This window comes from Streptomyces sp. NPDC032940 (assembly GCF_040636935.1).
Lineage (GTDB): Bacteria > Actinomycetota > Actinomycetes > Streptomycetales > Streptomycetaceae > Streptomyces.
This window is the reverse complement of record NZ_JBEZVJ010000004.1, coordinates 104,843-126,015: the sequence shown is the minus strand read 5'-3', so window position 1 is coordinate 126,015 and position 21,173 is coordinate 104,843. Positions and strand designations below refer to the sequence as shown.

Here is a 21,173-nt window from a genome sequence, read left to right as displayed (position 1 = left end):
GGGCCCAGTATTCCGGACCCCGGTGCCCTGCCTTACGGCGTGCAGACCTTGGTCAGTTCGCCCGCCGCGTCGGTGACGGGGCTGAGGTCGGGGGTCCGGTCGCCGTTCTCCACGGATGTGCGGACGTTGTCGACGGCTTTGCCGAGGTCGTCGACGGCCTTGTTGACGTCGGCGTCGTCGGTCTGGTCGCCGATCTTGTCGAGGTTCTTGTCGATGGAGTCGAGGGACTCCTCCCACTGGGTGGGGTCGTCCGTGTTCTCCACCGCCTGCTGGAGTTCGGTGACGCTGTCGGCTATCGCGTCGGCCGTGCGGACGCAGTCGAGCGCCTTGTCGACGGCGTCGCAGCCGGTGGTGAGACCGGCCGTCAGGGCGATGGTCGCCACGGTGGCGGCGGCGATGACGGTGCGGCGAAGGCTGCGGTGGCGGCTCGCGGCCATGGGTCTCGGTCCTCCCCTGGGGACAGGGCCGGGTGGCCCGTCTGCGGTGCGGCGTCGGGCGTACGGCGAGGTGTGCCGTACGCCCGTGGTGCTGTACTGCTAGGGACGCGGTGACGGGCGGGCGAGTTGCGCGCCCGGTGTCGTTTTCTTGGCGTCCTCTTTACGTTCTCGTTTGCCGTTCTTACCGTTCGAGGACGGTCTCGAGCGCCTTGCGCTGGAGTTCGGCCAGTTCGGTGCAGCCGCCGGCGGCGAGGTCGAGGAGGGCGTTGAGTTCGTCGCGGGCGAAGGGCTCGGCCTCGGCGGTGCCCTGGACCTCGACGAAGCGGCCGTCCCCGGTGCAGACGACGTTCATGTCGGTGTCGGCGCGGACGTCCTCCTCGTAGCGGAGGTCGAGGAGTGGGGTGCCGCCGACGATGCCGACGGAGACCGCGGAGACGGTGCCGGTGAGGGGCTTGCGGCCGGCCTTGATCAGCTTCTTGCCCTGGGCCCAGGCGACGGCGTCGGCGAGGGCGACGTAGGCGCCGGTGATGGCGGCGGTGCGGGTGCCGCCGTCGGCCTGGAGGACGTCGCAGTCGAGGACGATGGTGTTCTCGCCGAGCGCCTTGTAGTCGATGACGGCGCGCAGGGAGCGGCCGATGAGGCGGCTGATCTCGTGGGTGCGGCCGCCGATGCGGCCCTTGACGGACTCGCGGTCGCCGCGGGTGTTGGTGGCCCGGGGCAGCATGGCGTACTCGGCGGTGACCCAGCCTTCGCCGCTGCCCTTGCGCCAGCGCGGGACGCCTTCGGTGACGGAGGCGGTGCAGAGGACCTTGGTGTCGCCGAAGGAGACCAGGACGGAGCCTTCGGCGTGCTTGCTCCAGCCGCGTTCGATGGTGACGGGGCGGAGCTGTTGGGGGGTGCGGCCGTCGATTCGTGACATGCGGGTGAGCCTAGCGGCCCATGGGGAAGGGGCCCGTCCCGCAGTGGGAAAGGCCCCTCGCCGGTGAGCGGTGGCTCACATCATGTCTTCGATCTCCGCGGCGATCGGGTCGGCGTCGGTGCCGATGACGACCTGGATGGCGGTGCCCATCTTGACGACGCCGTGCGCGCCGGCGGCCTTGAGGGCGGCCTCGTCGACCAGGGCGGGGTCGTTGACCTCGGTGCGGAGGCGGGTGATGCAGCCTTCGATCTCGTCGATGTTGTCGATGCCGCCGAGGCCGGCGACGATCTTCTCAGCCTTGCTGGCCATGTTCCTTCTCCCTGATCCGAACCGCTTTGTCGCAGTAACCCACAGTTGGCCCATCTTCGCGAGCGGCCATGCGGTGCGTACCGAATGATGGCGTCACGACAGAGGAACCGTCCCGCAACTGGTCTACACCAGTGTACCGGCGACCGGATGGAGACCGGATGAGTGCCGACAGTGCGGTCAGTCCTGCGCGTGCCCGTTGGAACAAGGCGTTCCAGGGGCTGCAGAAGATGGGCCGCAGCCTCCAGCTGCCCATCGCGGTCCTTCCCGCCGCGGGCATCCTCAACCGGCTCGGGCAGCCCGACGTGTTCGGGGACGACGGCCTGGGCTGGACGGACGTCTCGAAGGTGATGACGGGCGCGGGCGGCGCGCTCCTCGACGGTTCGCTGGGGCTGCCGCTGCTGTTCTGCGTCGGTGTCGCCATCGGGATGGCGAAGAAGGCGGACGGGTCGACGGCGCTGGCGGCGGTGGCGGGGTTCCTCGTCTACTTCAACGTGCTGCGGCAGTTTCCGGAGGACTGTCCGGAGGGGTCGAAGGCGATCCCGCAGATCGGCTGTCAGGTGACCGACGGCTCGGGCACCGTGACGGCGTTCGTCTTCCAGAATCCGGGGGTGTTCGGCGGCATCGTGATGGGGCTGCTGTCGGCGTACTTCTGGCAGCGGTTCCACCGGACGAGGCTGGTGGACTGGCTCGGCTTCTTCAACGGCCGCCGGCTGGTGCCGATCATCATGGCGTTCGTGGCGATCGTGTTCGCGGCGCTGTGCCTGTGGGTGTGGCCGCCGATCGGCGACGCGCTGGAGAGTTTCAGCGACTGGCTGAACGGGATCGGCGCGTGGGGCGCGGGTGTGTTCGGGCTCGCGAACCGGGCGTTGCTGGTGATCGGGCTGCACCAGTTCCTGAACGTGCCGATGTGGTTCCAGTTCGGCAGCTTCACCAAGCCGGACGGCACGGTGGTGCACGGCGACATCAACATGTTCCTGGCAGGGGACCCGAACGCGGGCCAGTTCACGTCGGGCTTCTTCCCGATCATGATGTTCGCGTTGCCGGCCGCGGCGCTGGCGATCACGCACTGCGCGAAGCCGCACCGCCGCAAGGAGGTGGGCGGGCTGATGCTGTCGGTGGCGCTGACGTCGTTCGTGACGGGCATCACCGAGCCGCTGGAGTACTCGTTCCTGTTCATCGCGCCGGTGCTGTACGCGGTGCACGCGGTGCTGACGGGTGTGTCGATGGCGGTGACCTGGGGGCTCGGGGTGCACGACGGGTTCAGCTTCTCGGCCGGTCTCATCGACTACGTCATCAACTGGAATCTGGCGACGAAGCCGTGGCTGATCATTCCGATCGGCCTGTGCTTCGCGGTCGTGTACTACGTGGTCTTCCGGTTCGCGATCACGAAGTTCGACCTCAAGACCCCTGGCCGGGAGCCGGAGGACGAGGTGGAGGACGTCACCAAGGGGTAGACCTCACGTACCCTGTGGGGGTGGTCTCGCGAAGGCCCCCGGACTTCTGGTCCGGGGGCCTTCGGCGCGCTCCGGCGCGCTCCGGAGGGGGTCTGACCTGGTGCGCTCGACCGGCACTGCGCGTAGCGCCGCGGTAGCGGATTCGCGGGTTCCTTACGCGGCCTTCATCGTGCTACAACAGGTCTACACCACTGAGTGGTGTAGACCATCACCCGATGGAGGACTTATGAGCACCGCCACCGCAACGGCGGCCCCCGCAAAGAAGCGGGGACAGGGCCTGTTCCAGGGCCTGCAGAAGGTCGGCCGCAGCCTGCAGCTCCCGATCGCCGTACTGCCGGCGGCGGGCATCATGGTCCGGCTCGGCCAGGACGACATCTTCGGCAAGGACGGCCTGGGCTGGGACAAGGTCGCCGCCGTCTTCAACAACGCGGGCGGTGCCCTCACCGGCTCGCTGCCGATCCTGTTCTGCATAGGCGTGGCCATCGGCTTCGCCAAGAAGGCGGACGGCTCCACGGCGCTGGCCGCGGTGGTCGGCTTCCTCGTGTACAGCAAGGTCCTCGAGGCCTTCCCGGTCACCGAGGCGGTGATCCAGAAGGGCGAGGACGTCGCCGCGACGTACAACGACCCGGGTGTGCTCGGCGGCATCATCATGGGTCTGCTCTCTGCCGTGCTGTGGCAGCGGTTCCACCGCACCAAGCTGGTGGACTGGCTCGGCTTCTTCAACGGCCGCCGGCTGGTGCCGATCATCATGGCCTTCGTCGGCATCGTCGTCGGCGTCTTCTTCGGTCTGGTCTGGGAGCCCATCGGCACCGGCATCTCGAACTTCGGCGAGTGGATGACCGGCCTCGGCTCCGGCGGCGCCGCCCTGTTCGGCGGCGTGAACCGCGCGCTGATCCCGGTCGGCATGCACCAGTTCGTGAACACCGTGGCCTGGTTCCAGCTCGGCGACTTCACCAACTCCGCCGGTGAGGTCGTGCACGGCGACATCACCCGCTTCCTGGCCGGTGACCCGAACGCCGGACTCTTCCAGGCCGGCTTCTTCCCGATCATGATGTTCGGTCTGCCGGCCGCCGCGATCGCCATCGCCCACTGCGCCCGCCCGGAGCGCCGCAAGGCCGTCCTCGGCATGATGGTGTCGCTCGCCCTGACCTCGTTCGTCACCGGTGTGACCGAGCCGATCGAGTTCTCCTTCATGTTCATCGCGCCGGTCCTGTACGTGCTGCACGCGGTGCTGACGGCCGTCTCGATGGCGGTGACCTGGGGCCTGGGGGTGCATGCCGGCTTCAACTTCTCGGCCGGCTTCATCGACTACGCCCTGAACTGGCACCTGGCGACCAAGCCATGGCTGATCATCCCGATCGGCCTGGTGTTCGGAGCGATCTACTACGTGACGTTCCGCTTCGCCATCGTCAAGTTCAACCTCAAGACCCCGGGCCGCGAGCCCGAGGAGGAGGTCGAGGACCTCACCAAGGCGTGATGTCCCGCCGCACGGCATGACCGAGGCCCCCGGAGCAACGGCTCCGGGGGCCTCGTCGTCTGCGCGGAGGGTGCTTCGGCGTCAGATCTCGTACACCGCGCCCGGCGCCGCCACGTCCACCGGGCCCTCGTAGACCTCGCGGGCGTCGGTCAGGTTGATCTGCGGGTCGGTCCACGGCGGGATGTGGGTGAGGACCAGGCGGCGGGCGCCGGCGCGGCTCGCGCTCTGTCCCGCCTCGCGCCCGTTGAGGTGCAGGTCGGGGATGTTCTCCTTGCCGTGCGTGAAGGCGGCCTCGCACAGGAACAGGTCGGTGTCCCGGGCGAGTTCGTCCAGCACGGGGGTGGCGCCGGTGTCGCCGGAGTACGTCAGTGACCGCCCGCCGTGCTCGACGCGGATGGCGTAGGCCTCCACGGGGTGGGCGACGCGCTCGGTGTGCACGGTGAAGGGGCCGACCTCGAAGGTGGACGGCTTGACCGTGTGGAAGTCGAAGACCTCGCTCATCGAGGAGGCGGAGGGGGTGTCGGCGTAGGCGGTGGTGAGCCGGTGCTCGGTGCCCTCGGGTCCGTAGACCGGGAGGGGCGCGCAGCGGCCGCCGTCGTGCCGGTAGTAGCGCGCCACGAAGTAGGCGCACATGTCGATGCAGTGGTCGGCGTGCAGGTGGCTGAGGAAGATCGCGTCGAGGTCGTAGAGACCGCAGTGGCGCTGCAGCTCGCCGAGGGCGCCGTTGCCCAGGTCGAGGAGCAGCCGGAAGCCGTCGGCCTCGACGAGGTAGCTCGAGCAGGCCGATTCCGCGGACGGGAACGACCCCGAGCAGCCGACGACGGTGAGCTTCATGAAGCAGAAACCTCCGCTGGCGGGTATGGAGAGACGGGGGTCGTGCGGTCCGTCGAGCGTAAGGCGCGAAACCTTGGGTCGCTCCTCCGCCAGGGGCCGTTGTGGGCGAACTCACCTGTGGTGTCACCGGTTCGGCTGGAACTGGGGCGCCCGGGGCTACTGAGGGGGCGCGCGGCGCGGGCGCGCGCCGGTAACGTCGTCGGTATGGACACGTCCTGGTGGCTCGCGCTCGCGGCGGTGGTGCTTCTCGCGCTCGTCGCCACGGTCGTCGACGGCTGGGGCGGGGGACGGCGGCGGCCCGCGGGCGTCCGGCGTCCGCCGGGGCGGCCCCGGGGCCCGCGGGACCGGGCGGTACGGCCGCGGCCGGCGGAGATCTGGTGGGCGAACGTGCCCTTCGAGGACGTCCGGGGTGCGAAGGACCGGCCGTGTCTGGTGATCGCGGTGCGCGGGCGGCAGGTGCTGGTCGCGAAGATCACCAGCCGGTACCGGGAGGGGCGGGCCGGGGTGATCCCGCTGCCGCCGGGGGCCGTCGGGGACGGGCGGGGGCGGGCGAGCTACCTGGAGACGGACGAGCTGCGCCGGGTCCCGCTGCGGGACTTCCGGCGCCGGGTGGGCGAGGTGGACCCGGCCCTGTGGGACCAGGTGCGGCACCTCGCCCGATGAGGCGTCGGGCCGTGGCGGTCTAGGCCCAGAGCTGGCCCTGGAGGGTCTCGATGGCCTCTTCGGTGGTGGCGGCGGTGTAGACGCCGGTGGAGAGGTACTTCCAGCCGCCGTCGGCGACGACGAACGCGATGTCCGCGCTCTCCCCCGCCTTGAGCGCCTTCTTGCCGACGCCGATGGCCGCGTGCAGGGCGGCGCCGGTGGAGACGCCCGCGAAGATGCCCTCCTGCTGGAGGAGTTCGCGGGTGCGGGTGACCGCGTCGGCGGAGCCCACCGAGAAGCGGGTGGTGAGCACGGAGGCGTCGTACAGCTCGGGCACGAAGCCCTCGTCGAGGTTGCGCAGGCCGTAGACCAGGTCGTCGTAGCGCGGCTCGGCGGCGACGATCTTGACGTCCGGCCTGTGCTCGCGCAGATAGCGGCCGACGCCCATGAGGGTGCCGGTGGTGCCGAGGCCGGCCACGAAGTGGGTGATGGACGGCAGGTCGGCGAGGATCTCCGGGCCGGTCGTCGCGTAGTGGGCGCCCGCGTTGTCGGGGTTGCCGTACTGGTAGAGCATCACCCAGTCCGGGTGCTCGGCGGAGAGTTCCTTGGCGACCCGTACGGCGGTGTTGGAGCCGCCCGCGGCCGGGGAGGAGATGATCTCCGCGCCCCACATGGCGAGCAGGTCCCGGCGCTCCTGCGAGGTGTTCTCGGGCATCACGCAGACGATGCGGTAGCCCTTGAGCTTGGCGGCCATGGCCAGGGAGATGCCGGTGTTGCCGCTGGTCGGCTCGAGGATCGTGCAGCCCTTGGTGAGGCGGCCGTCCTTCTCCGCCTGCTCGATCATGTGGAGCGCGGGGCGGTCCTTGACCGAGCCGGTCGGGTTGCGGTCCTCCAGCTTGGCCCAGATGCGGACGTCGTCGGACGGCGAGAGCCGCGGCAGGCGCACCAGGGGGGTGTTGCCCACCGCGGCCAGCGGGGAGTCGTACCGCATCCCGATCAGGCCATACCGCCGGCCACGGCCGGCAGGATCGTGATGCTGTCGCCGTCGGCGAGCTTGGTGTCGATGCCGTCCAGGAAGCGGACGTCCTCGTCGTTCAGGTAGACGTTGACGAAGCGGCGCAGCTGGTCCCCGTCCACGATGCGGGCCTGGATGCCCGTGTGCCGGGTCTCGAGGTCGGCGAAGAGCTCGGTGAGGGTGTCCCCGGTGCCCTCCACCGCCTTCTGGCCGTCGGTGTACTGGCGGAGGATGGTCGGGATGCGGACCTCGATGGCCATGGCTGAGGGCTCCTGTCGGAAGGTGTCGTGGGTTCGGTGGGGCGCGCGGCGGCGCGCGGCAGCCCGCCGCGGCTCACGGCCGTACGGCGGCAGCGAAGATCAACAGATGGCGCTGTTCAGCCTGCACAGGTCGACGTGCAGCCGCGCCACGAGCAGTGTGCCCGGCGCCTTTTTGCTCACGTCGAGAAGAACCATGGGCTCATCGTATCGATTCCCGGTCCGGCTTCCGGAGTGTGATCTCACCCTTCGGACGCTTTTCATCCGCAGTGCGAGATCAGTACGCCTCCACCACCTTGACCTCCTCCTCCGTGACCTCGCCTTCCACGATCCGGAACGAACGGAACTGGAAGTCGCCGGCGCCGTCGGTGTCCGCGGTGGAGACGAGGACGTAGTGGGCGCCGGGCTCGTTGGCGTAGGTGATGTCGGTGCGGGAGGGGTACGCCTCGGTGGCCGTGTGGGAGTGGTAGATGATCACCGGCTCCTCGTCGCGGTCGTCCATCTCGCGGTAGAGCTTGAGCAGGTCCTGCGAGTCGAACTCGTAGAAGGTGGGCGAGCGGGCGGCGTTGAGCATCGGGATGAACCGCTCGGGCCGGCCGGCGCCCACGGGGCCGGCCACCACGCCGCACGCCTCGTCGGGGTGGTCCTCGCGCGCGTGGGCGACGATCTGGTCGTACAGGGCCTGGGTGAGGGTCAGCATGCGGCCAGCATAAGCAGAAGGGCCGACCCGTACCGAGGAGTGGTACGGATCGGCCCGTATGCCGGACATCCTGAGCGGTGGCCGCGCCGGGGAGCCACGAGCGTCCCGTGCGGCCGGATGTCCCGGGTGCGCGCGAAGGCGCTGGTCAGCGGGGTCCGGTGGGGCGGCGGTCAGCCGACCTTCTCGAACTCCGGCTCGCCGTGGCGCTCGGTGACCTGCGGGTTGCGGATCTTGAGCACGAACCAGCCGATGCCCAGGGCGAGGGCCCAGCCGGCCATCACGTACAGACAGATCCTGGAGTCGGCGTCGTAGGCGATCAGGCCGGTGACGAAGAGCAGGAAGGCGATGGCGACGTAGGAGAAGACCGAGCCGCCCGGCGCCGGGAAGGACGAGGCGGGCAGGCGGCCCGCGACGACCTGGCGGCGGTAGAGGACGTGGCTGACCAGGATCATCAGCCAGGTCCAGATGCCGGCCGCGGTGGCGACGGAGGTGACGTAGCCGAAGGCCTTCTCCGGGACGATGTAGTTCAGCACGACGCCGATGCCCATGAAGACGACCGAGACGGTGATGCCGAACGCCGGGGTCTTGGTGGACGACAGCCGGCTGAAGACCTTGGGCGCCTCGCCGTTGTCGGCGAGGGTGCGCAGCATGCGGCCCGTGGAGTACATGCCGGAGTTGCAGGAGGACAGGGCGGCGGTGAGCACGACGAAGTTGACGATGCCGGCGCCGGCCGGGATGCCGATGACCGCGAAGGCCTTCACGAAGGGGCTGACGCCCTCGGCGAACTCGGTCCACTTCACGACGGCGAGGATGACGGTGAGGGCGCCGACGTAGAAGAGGGCGATGCGCCAGGGCAGGGTGTTGATCGCCTTGGGGAGGGTCTTCTCCGGGTTCTCGGACTCGCCGGCGGTGACGCCGACCAGCTCGACGGCGAGGTAGGCGAACATGACGCCCTGGAGGGTCATCAGGGACGAGCCGATGCCCTTGGGGAAGAAGCCGTCGAACTCCCACAGGTTGGAGACGGCAGCGGTGTCGCCGGCCTGGCTGAAGCCGAGGGTGAGCACGCCGACGCCGATGACGATCATGCCGATGATGGCGGTGACCTTGACCATCGAGAACCAGAACTCGATCTCGCCGAAGAGCTTGACCGAGATCAGGTTGGCCGCGAAGAGCACGACCAGGAAGACCAGGGCGGAGACCCACTGCGGGATGTCCGGGAACCAGTAGTGGATGTAGATGGCGGCGGCGGTCAGCTCCGCCATGCCGGTGACCACCCACATCAGCCAGTACGTCCAGCCGGTGAAGTAGCCGAAGAAGGGGCCGAGGAACTCGCGCGAGTACTCGGCGAAGGAGCCCGAGACGGGACGGTAGAGCAGGAGCTCGCCGAGCGCCCGCATGATGAAGAAGATGATCACACCCGCGAGGGCGTACATGAGGATGATGCTGGGGCCGGCCTTGGCGATGTTGGCCCCGGCTCCCAGGAAGAGGCCGACGCCGATGGCGCCGCCGATCGCGATCATCTGGACCTGACGGCTGCCGAGCCCGCGCTCGTACCCCTCTTCGGGGGCCTTCTCCGTGTCGACCTGCGCAGAGGTCATGTGTGGTGCGCCTTTCTCCATGCCGACCCGGGCCTGTCGTCGGCCTCGGATCGGGTCTCGATCCCCCCGGATGATGGAGCTGAGCGGGCCTCACGTCCCGCTCGTGCCTGGCCGGCGGTCCGCCGGCTCGGTGGCGCACCCGGCCGAACATTCGGGTGGTGTTCGCCGGGCGGTCGTGAAGATTTACCACGGCCGCGGCGCTGATCACAGGGGGCGCCTGTGATGTGCCCCACAGGCAGAAGCGGACAAAAGGCACCCTGAGGGTGCAAAGAAGGGCGCGGGTTTGACGCGATCGTTATCCGGATTTGAGGCTCCGCTGATCGGACGCGAGAGCCTCGAGACCGGGACGGATCAGGGCATAAGGGTGGCGACGAGCGTCTCCTGGAGCCCGCCGAGCCACAGATAGGCCATGACCATGGGCTTGCGGGGGTCCTCGTCGGGGAGCCGGTAGAGCAGGTCGGAGTCGTCCTCGTCGGCGATCTCCAGCCGGGAGCCGATCGCCAGGCGCAGGTCGTTCAGCGCGCCCAGCCACTGCCGGGACTCGTCCGGCGACAGCTTCAGCACCGCGCCGTCCTCGCCGGCCGAAGCCGACGCGAGGGAGTCCAGGGCGCGGATCACCGCGAGCGCGTTCTCCCGCTTGCCGGCCCGCAGGTCGTTCTCGGTGTAGCGGCGGAACTCGGCGGAGTGCGCCCGCTGCTCCTCGGCCTCCTGGGGCCCCGGGGTGGCCTCCGGGTCGCCGTAGGCGTCCGGGAACAGGCGGCGCAGCACCGGGTCGGAGGGCGGCTCACTGGGGCCCTCGGCGAAGAGCTCGGCGAGCGGGTCGTCCGAGGCGTCCTCGGCGGGGCCGGGGCCGATCAGCTCCAGGAGCTGGACCGCCAGCGAACGGATGATGGAGATCTCGACGTCGTCGAGGGCGACGGCCGCGCCGCCGCCGGGGAGCGGTTCGAACTGTCCTGGCATGGAGGTGATTCAGCTGCTTCCGTCCTGCGGGCGGGCGTCGGTCATTTCCGGTCCTGCTGGAGAGTGGCCCACAGGCCGTAGCCGTGCATGGCCTGCACGTCCCGTTCCATCTCCTCGCGGCTGCCGCTGGAGACGACCGCCCGGCCCTTGTGGTGGACGTCGAGCATGAGCTTGGTCGCCTTGTCCTTCGAATAGCCGAAGTACGACTGGAAGACGTACGTCACGTAGCTCATGAGGTTGACGGGGTCGTTGTGCACGATCGTCACCCAGGGCACGTCGGGCTCGGGTACGGCGAAGACCTCCTCCGCCGACTCGGTCTTCTCGATCTCCATGGGTGCGGCTGCCGTCACACTGCCCATGCTGCCACCACAGGGGGGCACCCGCACAAACCGGCCTGTGGCCGGCGCCACGCGCACCCGACCGGCCCTGAAATCGTCAGAGTGACGAAATGGGGGTACGATCCGTCGTATGAACACAGCGGACCTTGGGCTGCCGGTGGACGTCCCCTCGACGGCGCTCTTCACGGACCAGTACGAGCTGACCATGCTCCGAGCCGCCCTGAAGGCGGGCACCGCCGGGCGGCGGAGCGTGTTCGAGGTCTTCACCAGGCGGCTGCCGAACGGGCGGCGCTACGGCGTGGTGGCCGGCACCGGGCGGGTGCTGGACGCGGTGGAGAACTTCCGCTTCGACGCGGGCGTGCTGCGCTTCCTGCGCGAGCGGGACATCGTCGACGGCGAGACCCTGGACTGGCTCGCCGACTACCGCTTCAGCGGCGACATCTGGGGCTACCCGGAGGGCGAGGTGTACTTCCCCGGCTCGCCGGTCATGCGGGTCGAGGGGAGCTTCGGCGAGTGCGTGCTGCTGGAGACGGTGATCCTCTCCATCCTCAACCACGACTCGGCGATCGCCGCCGCGGCTTCCCGGATGTCCTCGGCCGCCGGTGACCGGCCGCTGATCGAGATGGGCGCCCGCCGCACCCACGAGCTGGCCGCGGTGGCCGCCGCCCGCTCCGCCTACGTCGGCGGCTTCGCGACCACCTCCGACCTGGCCGCCGGCTTCCGCTACAACATCCCCACCGTCGGCACCTCCGCCCACGCCTTCACCCTGCTGCACGACACCGAGCGCGACGCCTTCCGCGCCCAGGTCGACGCCCTCGGCCGGGACACCACGCTGCTCGTGGACACCTACGACGTCGCCGAGGCCGTCCGCACGGCCGTCGAGGTGGCCGGACCGGAGCTGGGCGCCGTGCGCATCGACTCCGGCGACCTGCTGCTGGTCGCCCACCGGGTGCGCCAGCAGCTGGACGAGCTGGGCGCCACCGAGACCAAGATCGTCGTCACCTCCGACCTGGACGAGTACGCCATCGCCTCACTGGCGGCGGCGCCCGTGGACGCGTACGGAGTGGGCACCCAGCTGGTGACGGGCTCCGGGCACCCGACGGCCTCGATGGTCTACAAGCTCGTCGCCCGCGCCGAGTCCGGCGAGCCCGGGGCACCGCTGGTGCCGGTGGCCAAGAGGTCCAGCGGCGGCAAGACCTCCATCGGCGGCCGCAAGTGGGCCGCCCGGCGCCTGGACGCCGACGGGTACGCCGAGGCCGAGGTCGTCGGCACCGGCCCGGCCCCCGCGGACCTCGCCGACCGGCAGCTGCTGGTCCAGCTGGTCAGGGGCGGCGAGGTCGTCGCCCGCGAGCCGCTCGACGTCGCCCGCGACCGGCACGCCGCCGCCCGCGCCAACCTGCCGCTGTCCGCGACCCAGCTGTCCCGGGGGGAACCCGTCATTCCGACGGAGTACGTCCACGGGGCCTCGGGTAGCTAAAGCTGGTGCGCCGCGAAAAGGCCCGCACCATCCGTCCGGCCCCGTCCCCCGCGCCCCCACCGCCCCCCCGTAGTCGCCCCAGCCGAAGGACACCGACCATGCGCCGCGCCCTGATCGTCGTAGACGTGCAGAACGACTTCTGCGAGGGAGGCAGCCTCGCGGTGGCCGGCGGTGCCGACGTGGCCGCCGCCATCACCGAGCTGATCGGGCAGGCGCCCGCCGGCTACCGCCACGTCGTCGCCACCCGTGACCACCACATAGCGCCGGGCGGCCACTTCGCCGACAACCCCGACTACGTCCACTCCTGGCCGGCGCACTGCGTCGCCGGCACGGAGGGCGTGGGCTTCCACCCGAACTTCGCCCCCGCCGTCGCCTCCGGCGCCATCGACGCCGTCTTCGACAAGGGGGCGTACTCGGCGGCCTACAGCGGCTTCGAGGGCACCGACGAGAACGGCACGACCCTCGCCGACTGGCTGCGTTCCCGCCAGATCGACGAGGTCGACGTCGTCGGCATCGCCACCGACCACTGCGTGCGGGCCACCGCCCTGGACGCCGCCCGGGAGGGCTTCCGCACACAGGTGCTGCTCGACCTGACCGCGGGAGTCGCCCCGGAGACGACCGAGCGGGCGCTGGAGGAGCTGCGTGAGGCGGGCGTGGAGCTGTCGGGCAAGCCCGTCGTCCAGTAGGGCCGTGCCGCTCCGTGGGCCTAGGTCTGGGCCGTCGGGCGCCTGAGCAGGGCCCGGATCGGGTGCCACAGCTCCTGGACGAGGGCGCCGCCCACGGGGGCCGTGCGCCATATCAGGCCGTCGGGATGGTGCAGGACCGCCGTGATCTCGTCCGGCGTCGGTGGCGCCGCGTTGCCCCGCAGGTACACCGCGCGCAGGCCCAGGTTGCGCAGCCTGGTCAGGGCGCGCGCCCGGTTCCGGGCGTGGACGAGCACGCGGACGTTGCCCTCGGCGGCGGCGGGGCTGGGCAGGTTCAGTGCCACCACCACCGTGCCGTTCGGCAGCTTGCAGAAGCCTCCTGCGGCCATGCGGTCATACCCCCGTGTCGGTCGGTTCGGGAACCGGTGTCAATAAGAGAGCCACAGGACGCACCTAAACACGGATCGGCGGCGACCCGCCAGGGGGTCGCCGCCGATCATGTGCTGACCTGCGCAGATGCTATTTACCGACCTGCGGAGCCCACCTCGAGCTCGATCGTCGAGCCGTCCTTGGCCTCCTTCAGGATCTTGATCTGGGTGTTGGTGTCAGTGATCTTGACACCACCGGTCGGGTTCGCCGGGTCGTAGTAGGTGTTCTTGCGGTCGTTGAAGACCGAGACGCCCTTCGAGCCCGGGAAGTACTTCGCGACGTCCGCCTTGTGCAGCGTGATCGCGTCCGTGCGGTAGAGGCTGAACGGCGAGTCGTACGCCTGGATGCGGTTGCGCAGCAGGGTGCCGTCCTTCCACGTCATCGCCGTCGGGTGCGAGTCGATCGGCAGGACCAGGCCGGTACCGGGGTGCTGGCTGGTGTTGTTGTCCGCCTGGGAGGTGTCCCACTTCCAGATCAGCAGGCCGTTCTGGTACGGGTAGTGCTCCACCCAGTCCGGACGGTCCGTGAAGCCGAAGTTGTACGGGCCGACCTTCAGCGTCTTGTCGTACGACACGTACTGACGGTTCTCGGCGATGTAGTACTGCGCGTAGTCCTTGGTGAAGGACGCGCCCTGACGGGTGAAGCCCTTCGCGGTCCACGCGGCGTCCGCGGTCTCGGCGTCGTCGGAGAAGAGCGCCTGGCCGTCGGCCGTCACCGTGATCCGGTCGGCGGTGAAGCCCTTCATCGCCAGACCGCCGTCGGTCTGGTAGCGGAAGCGCAGGTCGATCTTCTTGCCGGCGTACGCGTCCAGCGGGTAGACGAGCTTGCCGTAGGCGTCGACGGAGGCGCTCAGGGCGGGCTTGTCGCTGCCGTCGCGCTCGATCGGCCGACCGTCGAACGTGCCGTCGACGGCCGTCCAGTTGGCGCCGCCGTCGGTGGACACCTCGGTGTAGAGGTAGTCGTAGTTCGCCTCGATGTCGTACCAGGCGTCGAGGCTGAGGGAGGCCGAGGTCTTGCCGGTGAGGTCGACGCTGCGGGTGAGCGTGTTCTTCAGGTCGTCACCGCTGCCGCTCCACCACTGGGTCTGGCCCTGGGCGGGGGGGACGATCTCGGTGGTGACGGCCTTCTTCGGCAGCTCGACGACCAGGCCCTGCTTGTGCTTGGTGTTGTACTCGGCGACGCCCAGCTTGTGCCAGGAGTTGACGCCCGCCTTGGCGGTGTCGTAGTTCAGCCAGCCGAGCTGGAGCTTGTCCCAGGCGTTCATGTCGCCGGGCAGGTCGCCGATCTCGTTGCGGCCGGTGCCAAGCCAGGAACCGGACGACATCAGCGTCCAGAAGCCGGTCGAGTTGTCGCCACCGGCGGTGTCGTAGTGGTCCGGCAGACCGAGGTCGTGGCCGTACTCGTGGGCGTAGACGCCGAGTCCGCCGTTCTCCGGCTGGATGGTGTAGTCGCCGACCCAGACGCCGGTGGAGCCGATCTGCGCGCCGCCGAGCTTGTTGTCGGACGGGCCGGTGGCGCCCGCGTCGGTGCCGAAGGCGTACCAGCGGTGGGCCCAGATCGCGTCGGTGCCCTGGACGCCGCCGCCCGCGGACTCGTCCTCGCCGGCGTGCACGATCTGGAAGTGGTCGATGTAGCCGTCGGGCTCGTTGAAGTCGCCGTCGCCGTCGAAGTCGTAGCGGTCCCACTCGTCGAAGCGGGCCACGTCGGCCTTGATCTGGGCGTCGGTGCGGCCGGCCGCCTTCTGCTGGGCGACCCAGGCGTTCAGACCGTCGCTGACGACGTTCCACACGCTCGGGCAGTTGGTGTCACCGCAGGCGTTGTTGCCGTAACGGGCCTCGTTGTAGGGCACCTTGACCCAGTCGGTGACCTCGCCGTCGACGGAGTAGCGGCCCGAGGACTGCTTCTCGTAGTACGTCTTGACGGAGTCGACGCCCTTGCCGGAACCGAAGTACAGGTCCTGGAAGTGCTGCTGGTCGTAGTCCTCCTGCCAGGCCGTGGAGTTGTCCGTCTTGCGGTTCGGCTTGGCTATCTGGTTGTGCAGCGGGCCGGCCTCGCCGCCGTAGCGGCTGTCCACCTTGTCGCCGAACTCGACCAGGATGGTGAAGATCTTGTCGGTCTTCTCCCGGCCCAGCTCGACGTACTTGGCGTCGCCCTTCTTGCTCTTGAGCTGGACGACGCTGGAGCCGTCCTTCTTCTTCACCGAGGCCTTGCCGGAGATGACCTGGTTCAGCGCCTCCTGGCGCTGGGCCTCCTGGGTCTTGCTGAGGGGGCCGTCGAGGTCGTGCGAGTCCATACCCTTGGCCGGGTGCGGGTCGTTGCCCTCCGCGGCTGCCGGGCGGACGGGCGCGTCCGCGTACGCCACGGTGGCGGCGGAGAGCGTGGCACCCGCCGCGGCGAGTGCGACGGCGGTGGCCGCCGTTCTGAACGTCCAGGATCTACTGGTCACTTGAGTTCCTCCCCCGCGTCCACGCGCGCGGATCGGGGGACCAGGGCATGGCAAAGTCCGCGCACACGTGAGCAACGCGTGTAGTCAAGTGACGACATTGGACTAGAGGTTCACGCGAAAAGACAGACCTTGACTTGAGCAGAACAAGTGCACTATGCGGAGCCGCCGTTCGTTTTGCGGACACCGTCCACGGCCCGCGGGCGCGTGGAAGAGGTCCCGTGTCCGACACCATGAATCCGTGCGCCCCCCGTGCATCTGCCCTGTCGGTTAGGTCACGCTTACTGTTTGTTCCACTAGGGCACACAGCCCGTTAGAGTCGTTTGGCGGAACGCCCGGGGGTCGGCGGAAAGCCAGGCCGACAGCCGGTCCTACCCACAGATCGTCTTCCGAGGACACGATGGCCATGCCCCGTCCGACTGCCGCCCAGTTCGCTTACGGTTCGTGCACCGTGATCTTCTCGACGCTCGCCATGCTGCTGCTGTCCCGGACGAGTTCGGGTCCGGGGGTCGCGGTCATCGCCGTCGCCGCCCTCGCCCTCGGGCTGCTGGTCGCCGTGACGGTCCCGCTGCCGAGGACCCGCCCGGTGAGCGCGGTGCGGCCCGCCGCGGCCGAGGAACCGGTACCGGCCGCCTCCCGGGTCCACGCGGGCGCCGGCGAGTCGGTGCGGGGCCGCGCCGCCTGACCGGGCTGCCGGTGGCCGCCGTGGTCCCTGGGGTCCTCAACGGGTGCTGACGACCACGGTCTTGGCCGCCTTGTCGTGCAGGCCCTGCTTGTAGGGCTTGTCGAAGAAGCTCCAGCCGCCCGCGATGACCGTCCACACACAGGCGCAGCAGAAGGCGAACGGGATCCACAGCACGAGCGCCCGGATCAGCGACGTCTGCACGGACGGCGTGGCACCGTTGTCCAGGTCGGCCACCCGCATGCCGAGCCACCTCTTGCCGAGCGTCTGGCCGGTGCGGGCGGTCAGATAGGTGTCGTAGGCGATGTAGAGCACGGCGGCGATCAGCGACTGCCCGAAGGACTTGCCGACCTCGACGTCGTCGCCGTCGACCGTGTACTCCTGGACGTTGAACGCCCAGCTGAGCAGCCAGACCACGATGCCGACGAGGATCATGTCGATGATGCGGGCGAGCGTGCGCCGGCCGCTGTCCGCGAGCGGCGGCATGCCGGCCAGCGGGTCGGAGGGGTAGGAACCGCCGCCGTACGGATCACCGCCGTAGGGGCCTCCGCCGCCGTAGGGACCGCCGCCGGGCGGGGGTTCGCCGCCCCCGTACGGCGGCGGATTGTCGTACGGCGAGCCCGCACCGCCCTGGCCCGGTCCGGGGGGCGGGGGTTTCCTGAACGGGTCGTCCTCGGGCTGCTGCCCGCCGGGGCCGTGGGGCGGTTCGCTGCTCATGGCCCGAGTGGACCCCGGGCACTTCCACGGCGCATCCGCCGAGGGCCGTCCGGTGGACGGAAGTGCGCCGTTCGGGGAGGGGGTGCGGGTTTCGTCGTCGGGTGCGGGTGCGCGAGCAACCCCCACGCACCCGCACCCGACCACGAGACGGACACCTCACGGCGCCCATCCGAAAAGCTAGCCCGCGACAAACGTGCCGGCCGCCTTGTCGTGCCAGCACTGGTGCCACGGGCGGTCGAACAGGCACCACGCGACGCCCACGACGCCGACCACCAGCAGGCCGGGGACGCTGTAGACCAGCCAGCGGCGCAGCGCGGCGCCGAAGGACGGGGCGTCGTGGGCCTCGATGTCCCGCACCTCCAGGCCCAGCAGCCTCTTGCCCAGCGTGCGGCCCCACTTGGCGGTGGGCAGCGCCTCGTAGACGACGCCGAAGAGCAGCAGGACGGCCAGCACGATGCCCAGGTACGTGCCCGTCGTGCCGTCGAGCAGCCAGACGGTGACGGTCTCTCCGGAGAGCTTGGCCGCGTCGATCTTCTCGTCGACGTGGTCGACCGCCTTGGTGCCGAGGGGTACGGCGGCCACGGCGGTGACGGCCGCCAGGACGACGGTGTCGATCAGCCGGGCGGCCAGCCGCTTGCCGAGCCCGGCGGGGCGTGCGGCGGCCTGGCGGCGGGCGGCGGCCTGGAACACGTCGTCGACGGGCGGCTTCCAGGGCGCGACGGGCTGCTCGTCCCCGCCCGCTCCGGCGAGCCGGTGCACCTGCTGCGCCCAGGAGGACTGTCCGCCGCCGGGGCCGACGGCGACCGGGGCGGCCGAGCCGCCGGGCTGGGGCTGCACGGGCTGGGGCTGCACGGGCTGCTGCTGGACCGGCTGGGGCTGGGGTGCGGCGTTCTGCCGGGGGACGGCGGGCCCGGCGGGGGCGCCCGCCTGCTGCGGCCCCGAGGGGGCCTGCCGGGGGCCCGCGGTGCCCTGGACGGCGGCACGGGCGGCGGCCGCCTGGGCCCCGCCGGACGCCGCGCGGGGCGGGACCGCGCGGAAGGTGATGGTGCCCTCGTCGGCCGCGGGGGCGTCGGCGGCCTGGGCGGCCTGCGGTCCGGCCGTCGGGCGGCGGAAGACGAAGGTGCTGCCGACCCCGCGCTCCGCGTCCGCGGGTGCGGCGTCCCCCGAGGCCTGCCCGGCGGCGGAACCGACGGCGGCGGAACCGGCGGCGGACTGCTCGGCCGGCGAGGCACCCTGCACCGGCGCTGCCGGACCGGAGGCCGGGTCGCCGGAGCCCCCCGTCCTCGCGTGCGGCACCCTCGGGTCGGCGGCCTGCGCGTCGGGCCACGCGACGCGACCGCTCCCGGCCTGCGCCGTGGGGTCGGCGCCCCAGGCGGAGGCGGGCTCGGGACGGCTGCCGTGCTGGGAAGCGGCGCCGGCGGGCGGCTCCTGGACCGGGTCCGCGACCGGGTCCTCGACGGGATCCTCGTCGAAGAAGTGCGGCCCGGTCTCCTCCACGGAGGCCGCGGAGGCCGCCGCGGGCGCCGGGGCCGCCGCGGGCACCACGCCGGGCGGCGGGGCGAGCGGCTCACCGTCCTTGGGCGCCGGCCGGCTGGTGCCGGCCACCCAGGAGGCACCGTTCCAGTACCGGACGTATCCAGGAATGGACGGGTCCGGGTAATACCCTTCGCGGGGCCTGTCGTCGCCGGGGGCCGGGGTTGGGGCGCTCATGTCCGTCGTCCCGTATCTGCTCGGGGGTTGATTTGGGGGCCTCCACATCTATCAGACCGGCGCAACCCGCACGGCCAGTCCCGCCGTACCCGCCCCTTTCCGGGCAACCTCGTGCACGGACCTTCACACGCAAGAGGAGTCCGGGGGCCCCGGAGAACCGCCGGAAAAAAGTTCCGCGAACCCGCGTAACGCTCACGGCCGAAGCCGCTCTCCCTCGTGCGGGCCCGTCACGGACCCGCCCGCGCGGACCGTACGAGAGAGGAACCATCCGTCATGCACACCACCATCGTGGAACGCGAGCTGGAGCTGAGGCTCGTCCTGTCGCCCGAGTACGGCGTGCCGGTCCCGGCCAGGCTCACCTACCTCGCCGACGACCCCTACGCCCTGCACATCACCTTCCACATCGACTCCGGCCACCCCGTGCACTGGACGTTCGCCCGCGAGCTGCTGGTGGAGGGGGTGTTCCGGCCGTGCGGGCACGGGGACGTGCGGGTGTGGCCGTCGAAGGCCGACGGCCGCAGCGTCGTCCTGATGGCGCTGAGCAGCCCGGACGGGGACGCCCTGCTGGAGGCGCCGGCGGCTCAGGTGTCGGCCTGGCTGGAGCGGACCCTGCGGGTGGTGCCGCCGGGCGCCGAGGGCGCGCAGCTCGGTCTGGACGACGGGCTGGCCGAACTGCTCGCCCGGTAGTGCGGCCGGACGGTCAGAACAGCTTGCCCGGGTTGAGGATGCCGAGCGGGTCGAAGACCTGCTTGACGGCCCGCTGCATCTCCAGTCCGACCGGGCCTATCTCGCGCGCCAGCCACTCCTTCTTCAGGACGCCCACGCCGTGCTCGCCGGTGATGGTGCCGCCGAGTTCCAGACCGAGGGCCATGATCTCGTCGAAGGACTCGCGGGCGCGCCGGGACTCGTCGGGGTCCGAGGCGTCGAAGCAGACGGTGGGGTGGGTGTTGCCGTCGCCCGCGTGGGCGCAGACCCCGATGGTGAGGTCGTACTTCGCGGCGACGCGCTCGATGCCCTCCAGCATGTCGCCGAGCCGGGAGCGCGGCACGCACACGTCGTCGATCATCGTCGTGCCCTTGACGGCCTCCAGGGCGGTGAGGGACAGGCGCCGGGCCTGGAGGAGGAGTTCGGACTCGGCCGCGTCCTCGGCGGGGACCACCTCGGTGGCGCCGGCGGCCTCGCACAGCGCGCCGACGGCGGCCAGGTCGGCGGCCGGGTCGGTGGTGTCGAAGGCGGCGAGGAGGAGGGCCTCGGTGCTCTCCGGCAGACCCATGTGGGCGAGGTCGTTGACCGCCTTGACGGTCGTACGGTCCATCAGTTCGAGGAGGGACGGCACGTGCCCGCCCTCCATGATCCGGCAGATCGCGTCGCAGGCGGCGGACGCGGAGGCGAACTCGGCGGCCAGCACCAGCTGCTCGGGCGGCTTGGGCCGCAGCGCGAGGACGGCCCGTACGACGATGCCGAGGGAGCCCTCGGAGCCGACGAAGAGGCGGGTGAGGTCGTACCCGGCGACGCCCTTGGCGGTGCGGCGGCCGGTGGACATCAGGCGGCCGTCGGCGAGGACGACGTCCAGGCCGAGGACGTACTCGGCGGTCACCCCGTACTTGACGCAGCACAGGCCGCCGGAGGCGGTGCCGATGTTGCCGCCGATGGTGCACATCTCCCAGCTGGAGGGGTCCGGCGGGTAGTACAGGCCGTGTGCGTCCACCGCGCGGGAGAGCGTGGCGTTGACGACGCCCGGTTCGACGACGGCGACGCGGTCGACCGGGTTGATCTCCAGGATGCGGTCCATCTTGGTGAGGGACAGCACGAGGCAGCCGTCGGTGGCGTTGGCCGCGCCGGACAGACCGGTGCGGGCGCCCTGCGGGACGACGGGGACCCGCAGCTCGGTGGCGGTGCGCATGACGTGCTGGACGTCCTCCACGGTGCGCGGCAGGACGACCGCGGCGGGGGCGCCGGCCGGGCAGAAGCTCGCCATGTCGTTGGCGTAGGAGGCCGTGACGTCGGGGTCGGTGAGGACGGCCTCGGGGGGCAGGCCGGCGAGCAGCCGGTCGACGAGGGTGCCGGTGACCGCGGGGGCTGCGTCGTCTCCGTCGCGAGGCGCTTCGATACGGCTCATGATCACAGCGTC

At 70.7% G+C, this 21,173-nt stretch carries 23 protein-coding genes; 7 read left to right on the top strand and 16 right to left on the bottom strand.

Going from position 1 to position 21,173, the window contains the following annotated elements; all coding sequences use genetic code 11:
- Positions 1-32: 32 nt before the first annotated feature.
- From AB0E77_RS07565 to AB0E77_RS07555, 3 genes are all read right to left on the bottom strand, one after another.
- Entirely contained in the window at positions 33-437 is a 405-nt protein-coding gene (locus AB0E77_RS07565; protein ID WP_361566962.1) for a hypothetical protein, read from the bottom strand.
- Positions 438-618: 181 nt separating this feature from the next.
- Entirely contained in the window at positions 619-1,356 is a 738-nt protein-coding gene (gene rph / locus AB0E77_RS07560) for a ribonuclease PH (RefSeq protein WP_361566959.1), read from the bottom strand.
- Positions 1,357-1,431: 75 nt separating this feature from the next.
- Entirely contained in the window at positions 1,432-1,665 is a 234-nt protein-coding gene (locus AB0E77_RS07555; protein WP_077801219.1) for a PTS glucose/sucrose transporter subunit IIB, read from the bottom strand.
- Between the two features lie 158 nt (positions 1,666-1,823).
- On the opposite strand from AB0E77_RS07555, the gene AB0E77_RS07550 reads away from it, so the two are divergent.
- Both AB0E77_RS07550 and AB0E77_RS07545 read left to right on the top strand, forming a co-directional pair.
- Complete coding sequence (locus AB0E77_RS07550; protein WP_361566956.1) at positions 1,824-3,119, top strand: PTS transporter subunit EIIC; 1,296 nt, start codon at positions 1,824-1,826, stop codon at positions 3,117-3,119.
- A gap of 226 nt (positions 3,120-3,345) precedes the next feature.
- A complete protein-coding gene (locus AB0E77_RS07545) occupies positions 3,346-4,596 on the top strand; it encodes a PTS transporter subunit EIIC (RefSeq protein WP_361566953.1) in 1,251 nt (416 codons plus the stop codon).
- A gap of 81 nt (positions 4,597-4,677) precedes the next feature.
- On the opposite strand, the gene AB0E77_RS07540 is transcribed toward AB0E77_RS07545, so the two are convergent.
- Entirely contained in the window at positions 4,678-5,430 is a 753-nt protein-coding gene (locus AB0E77_RS07540) for an MBL fold metallo-hydrolase (RefSeq protein WP_361566950.1), read from the bottom strand.
- A 204-nt stretch (positions 5,431-5,634) separates the two neighbouring features.
- Between AB0E77_RS07540 and AB0E77_RS07535 the strand changes: the two genes are divergently transcribed.
- A complete protein-coding gene (locus AB0E77_RS07535; protein WP_361566947.1) occupies positions 5,635-6,093 on the top strand; it encodes a type II toxin-antitoxin system PemK/MazF family toxin in 459 nt (152 codons plus the stop codon).
- 19 nt (positions 6,094-6,112) lie between these two features.
- On the opposite strand, the gene AB0E77_RS07530 is transcribed toward AB0E77_RS07535, so the two are convergent.
- The 7 genes from AB0E77_RS07530 to clpS form a co-directional block, all read right to left on the bottom strand.
- Complete coding sequence (locus tag AB0E77_RS07530) at positions 6,113-7,063, bottom strand: cysteine synthase (protein WP_361566945.1); 951 nt, start codon at positions 7,061-7,063, stop codon at positions 6,113-6,115.
- A 5-nt stretch (positions 7,064-7,068) separates the two neighbouring features.
- On the bottom strand, positions 7,069-7,347 hold the full coding sequence (locus AB0E77_RS07525; protein WP_361566943.1) for a MoaD/ThiS family protein: 279 nt from the start codon (positions 7,345-7,347) through the stop codon (positions 7,069-7,071).
- Positions 7,348-7,446: 99 nt separating this feature from the next.
- A complete protein-coding gene (locus AB0E77_RS07520; RefSeq protein ID WP_361566940.1) occupies positions 7,447-7,542 on the bottom strand; it encodes a putative leader peptide in 96 nt (31 codons plus the stop codon).
- Between the two features lie 79 nt (positions 7,543-7,621).
- Positions 7,622-8,044: a M67 family metallopeptidase gene (locus tag AB0E77_RS07515; protein WP_361566937.1), complete on the bottom strand. Its 423-nt coding sequence runs from the start codon at positions 8,042-8,044 to the stop codon at positions 7,622-7,624.
- A gap of 170 nt (positions 8,045-8,214) precedes the next feature.
- A complete protein-coding gene (locus AB0E77_RS07510; protein WP_361566935.1) occupies positions 8,215-9,642 on the bottom strand; it encodes an amino acid permease in 1,428 nt (475 codons plus the stop codon).
- Positions 9,643-9,993: 351 nt separating this feature from the next.
- Positions 9,994-10,602, bottom strand: a complete 609-nt coding sequence (locus AB0E77_RS07505) for a DUF2017 domain-containing protein (RefSeq protein ID WP_361566933.1) — start codon at positions 10,600-10,602, stop codon at positions 9,994-9,996.
- Between the two features lie 41 nt (positions 10,603-10,643).
- Entirely contained in the window at positions 10,644-10,961 is a 318-nt protein-coding gene (clpS, locus tag AB0E77_RS07500; RefSeq protein ID WP_361566931.1) for an ATP-dependent Clp protease adapter ClpS, read from the bottom strand.
- A gap of 109 nt (positions 10,962-11,070) precedes the next feature.
- Here clpS and AB0E77_RS07495 point away from each other — a divergent pair, with 109 nt between their 5' ends.
- Together AB0E77_RS07495 and AB0E77_RS07490 are read left to right on the top strand one after the other, a co-directional pair.
- Entirely contained in the window at positions 11,071-12,417 is a 1,347-nt protein-coding gene (locus AB0E77_RS07495) for a nicotinate phosphoribosyltransferase (protein WP_361566929.1), read from the top strand.
- 98 nt (positions 12,418-12,515) lie between these two features.
- Complete coding sequence (locus AB0E77_RS07490) at positions 12,516-13,103, top strand: nicotinamidase (protein ID WP_361566926.1); 588 nt, start codon at positions 12,516-12,518, stop codon at positions 13,101-13,103.
- Positions 13,104-13,123: 20 nt separating this feature from the next.
- Here AB0E77_RS07490 and AB0E77_RS07485 read toward each other — a convergent pair whose 3' ends face one another.
- A complete protein-coding gene (locus AB0E77_RS07485; RefSeq protein WP_361566923.1) occupies positions 13,124-13,450 on the bottom strand; it encodes a hypothetical protein in 327 nt (108 codons plus the stop codon).
- A 134-nt stretch (positions 13,451-13,584) separates the two neighbouring features.
- Positions 13,585-15,936, bottom strand: coding sequence for an immune inhibitor A domain-containing protein (locus AB0E77_RS07480; RefSeq protein ID WP_361566920.1), 2,352 nt, complete (start codon positions 15,934-15,936; stop codon positions 13,585-13,587).
- Between the two features lie 403 nt (positions 15,937-16,339).
- On the opposite strand from AB0E77_RS07480, the gene AB0E77_RS07475 reads away from it, so the two are divergent.
- Positions 16,340-16,618, top strand: coding sequence for a hypothetical protein (locus AB0E77_RS07475; RefSeq protein ID WP_361566917.1), 279 nt, complete (start codon positions 16,340-16,342; stop codon positions 16,616-16,618).
- A 36-nt stretch (positions 16,619-16,654) separates the two neighbouring features.
- Here AB0E77_RS07475 and AB0E77_RS07470 read toward each other — a convergent pair whose 3' ends face one another.
- The gene (locus AB0E77_RS07470; protein WP_361566914.1) at positions 16,655-17,332 is read right to left on the bottom strand and encodes an RDD family protein; all 678 of its coding nucleotides are present in this window, start codon (positions 17,330-17,332) and stop codon (positions 16,655-16,657) included.
- A 177-nt stretch (positions 17,333-17,509) separates the two neighbouring features.
- A complete protein-coding gene (locus tag AB0E77_RS07465) occupies positions 17,510-19,042 on the bottom strand; it encodes an RDD family protein (protein WP_361566913.1) in 1,533 nt (510 codons plus the stop codon).
- Positions 19,043-19,315: 273 nt separating this feature from the next.
- Here AB0E77_RS07465 and AB0E77_RS07460 point away from each other — a divergent pair, with 273 nt between their 5' ends.
- A complete protein-coding gene (locus AB0E77_RS07460) occupies positions 19,316-19,729 on the top strand; it encodes an SsgA family sporulation/cell division regulator (protein WP_361566910.1) in 414 nt (137 codons plus the stop codon).
- Between the two features lie 13 nt (positions 19,730-19,742).
- Here AB0E77_RS07460 and AB0E77_RS07455 read toward each other — a convergent pair whose 3' ends face one another.
- Positions 19,743-21,167, bottom strand: a complete 1,425-nt coding sequence (locus AB0E77_RS07455) for an FAD-linked oxidase C-terminal domain-containing protein (protein ID WP_361566907.1) — start codon at positions 21,165-21,167, stop codon at positions 19,743-19,745.
- Between the last annotated feature and the right edge of the window lie 6 nt (positions 21,168-21,173).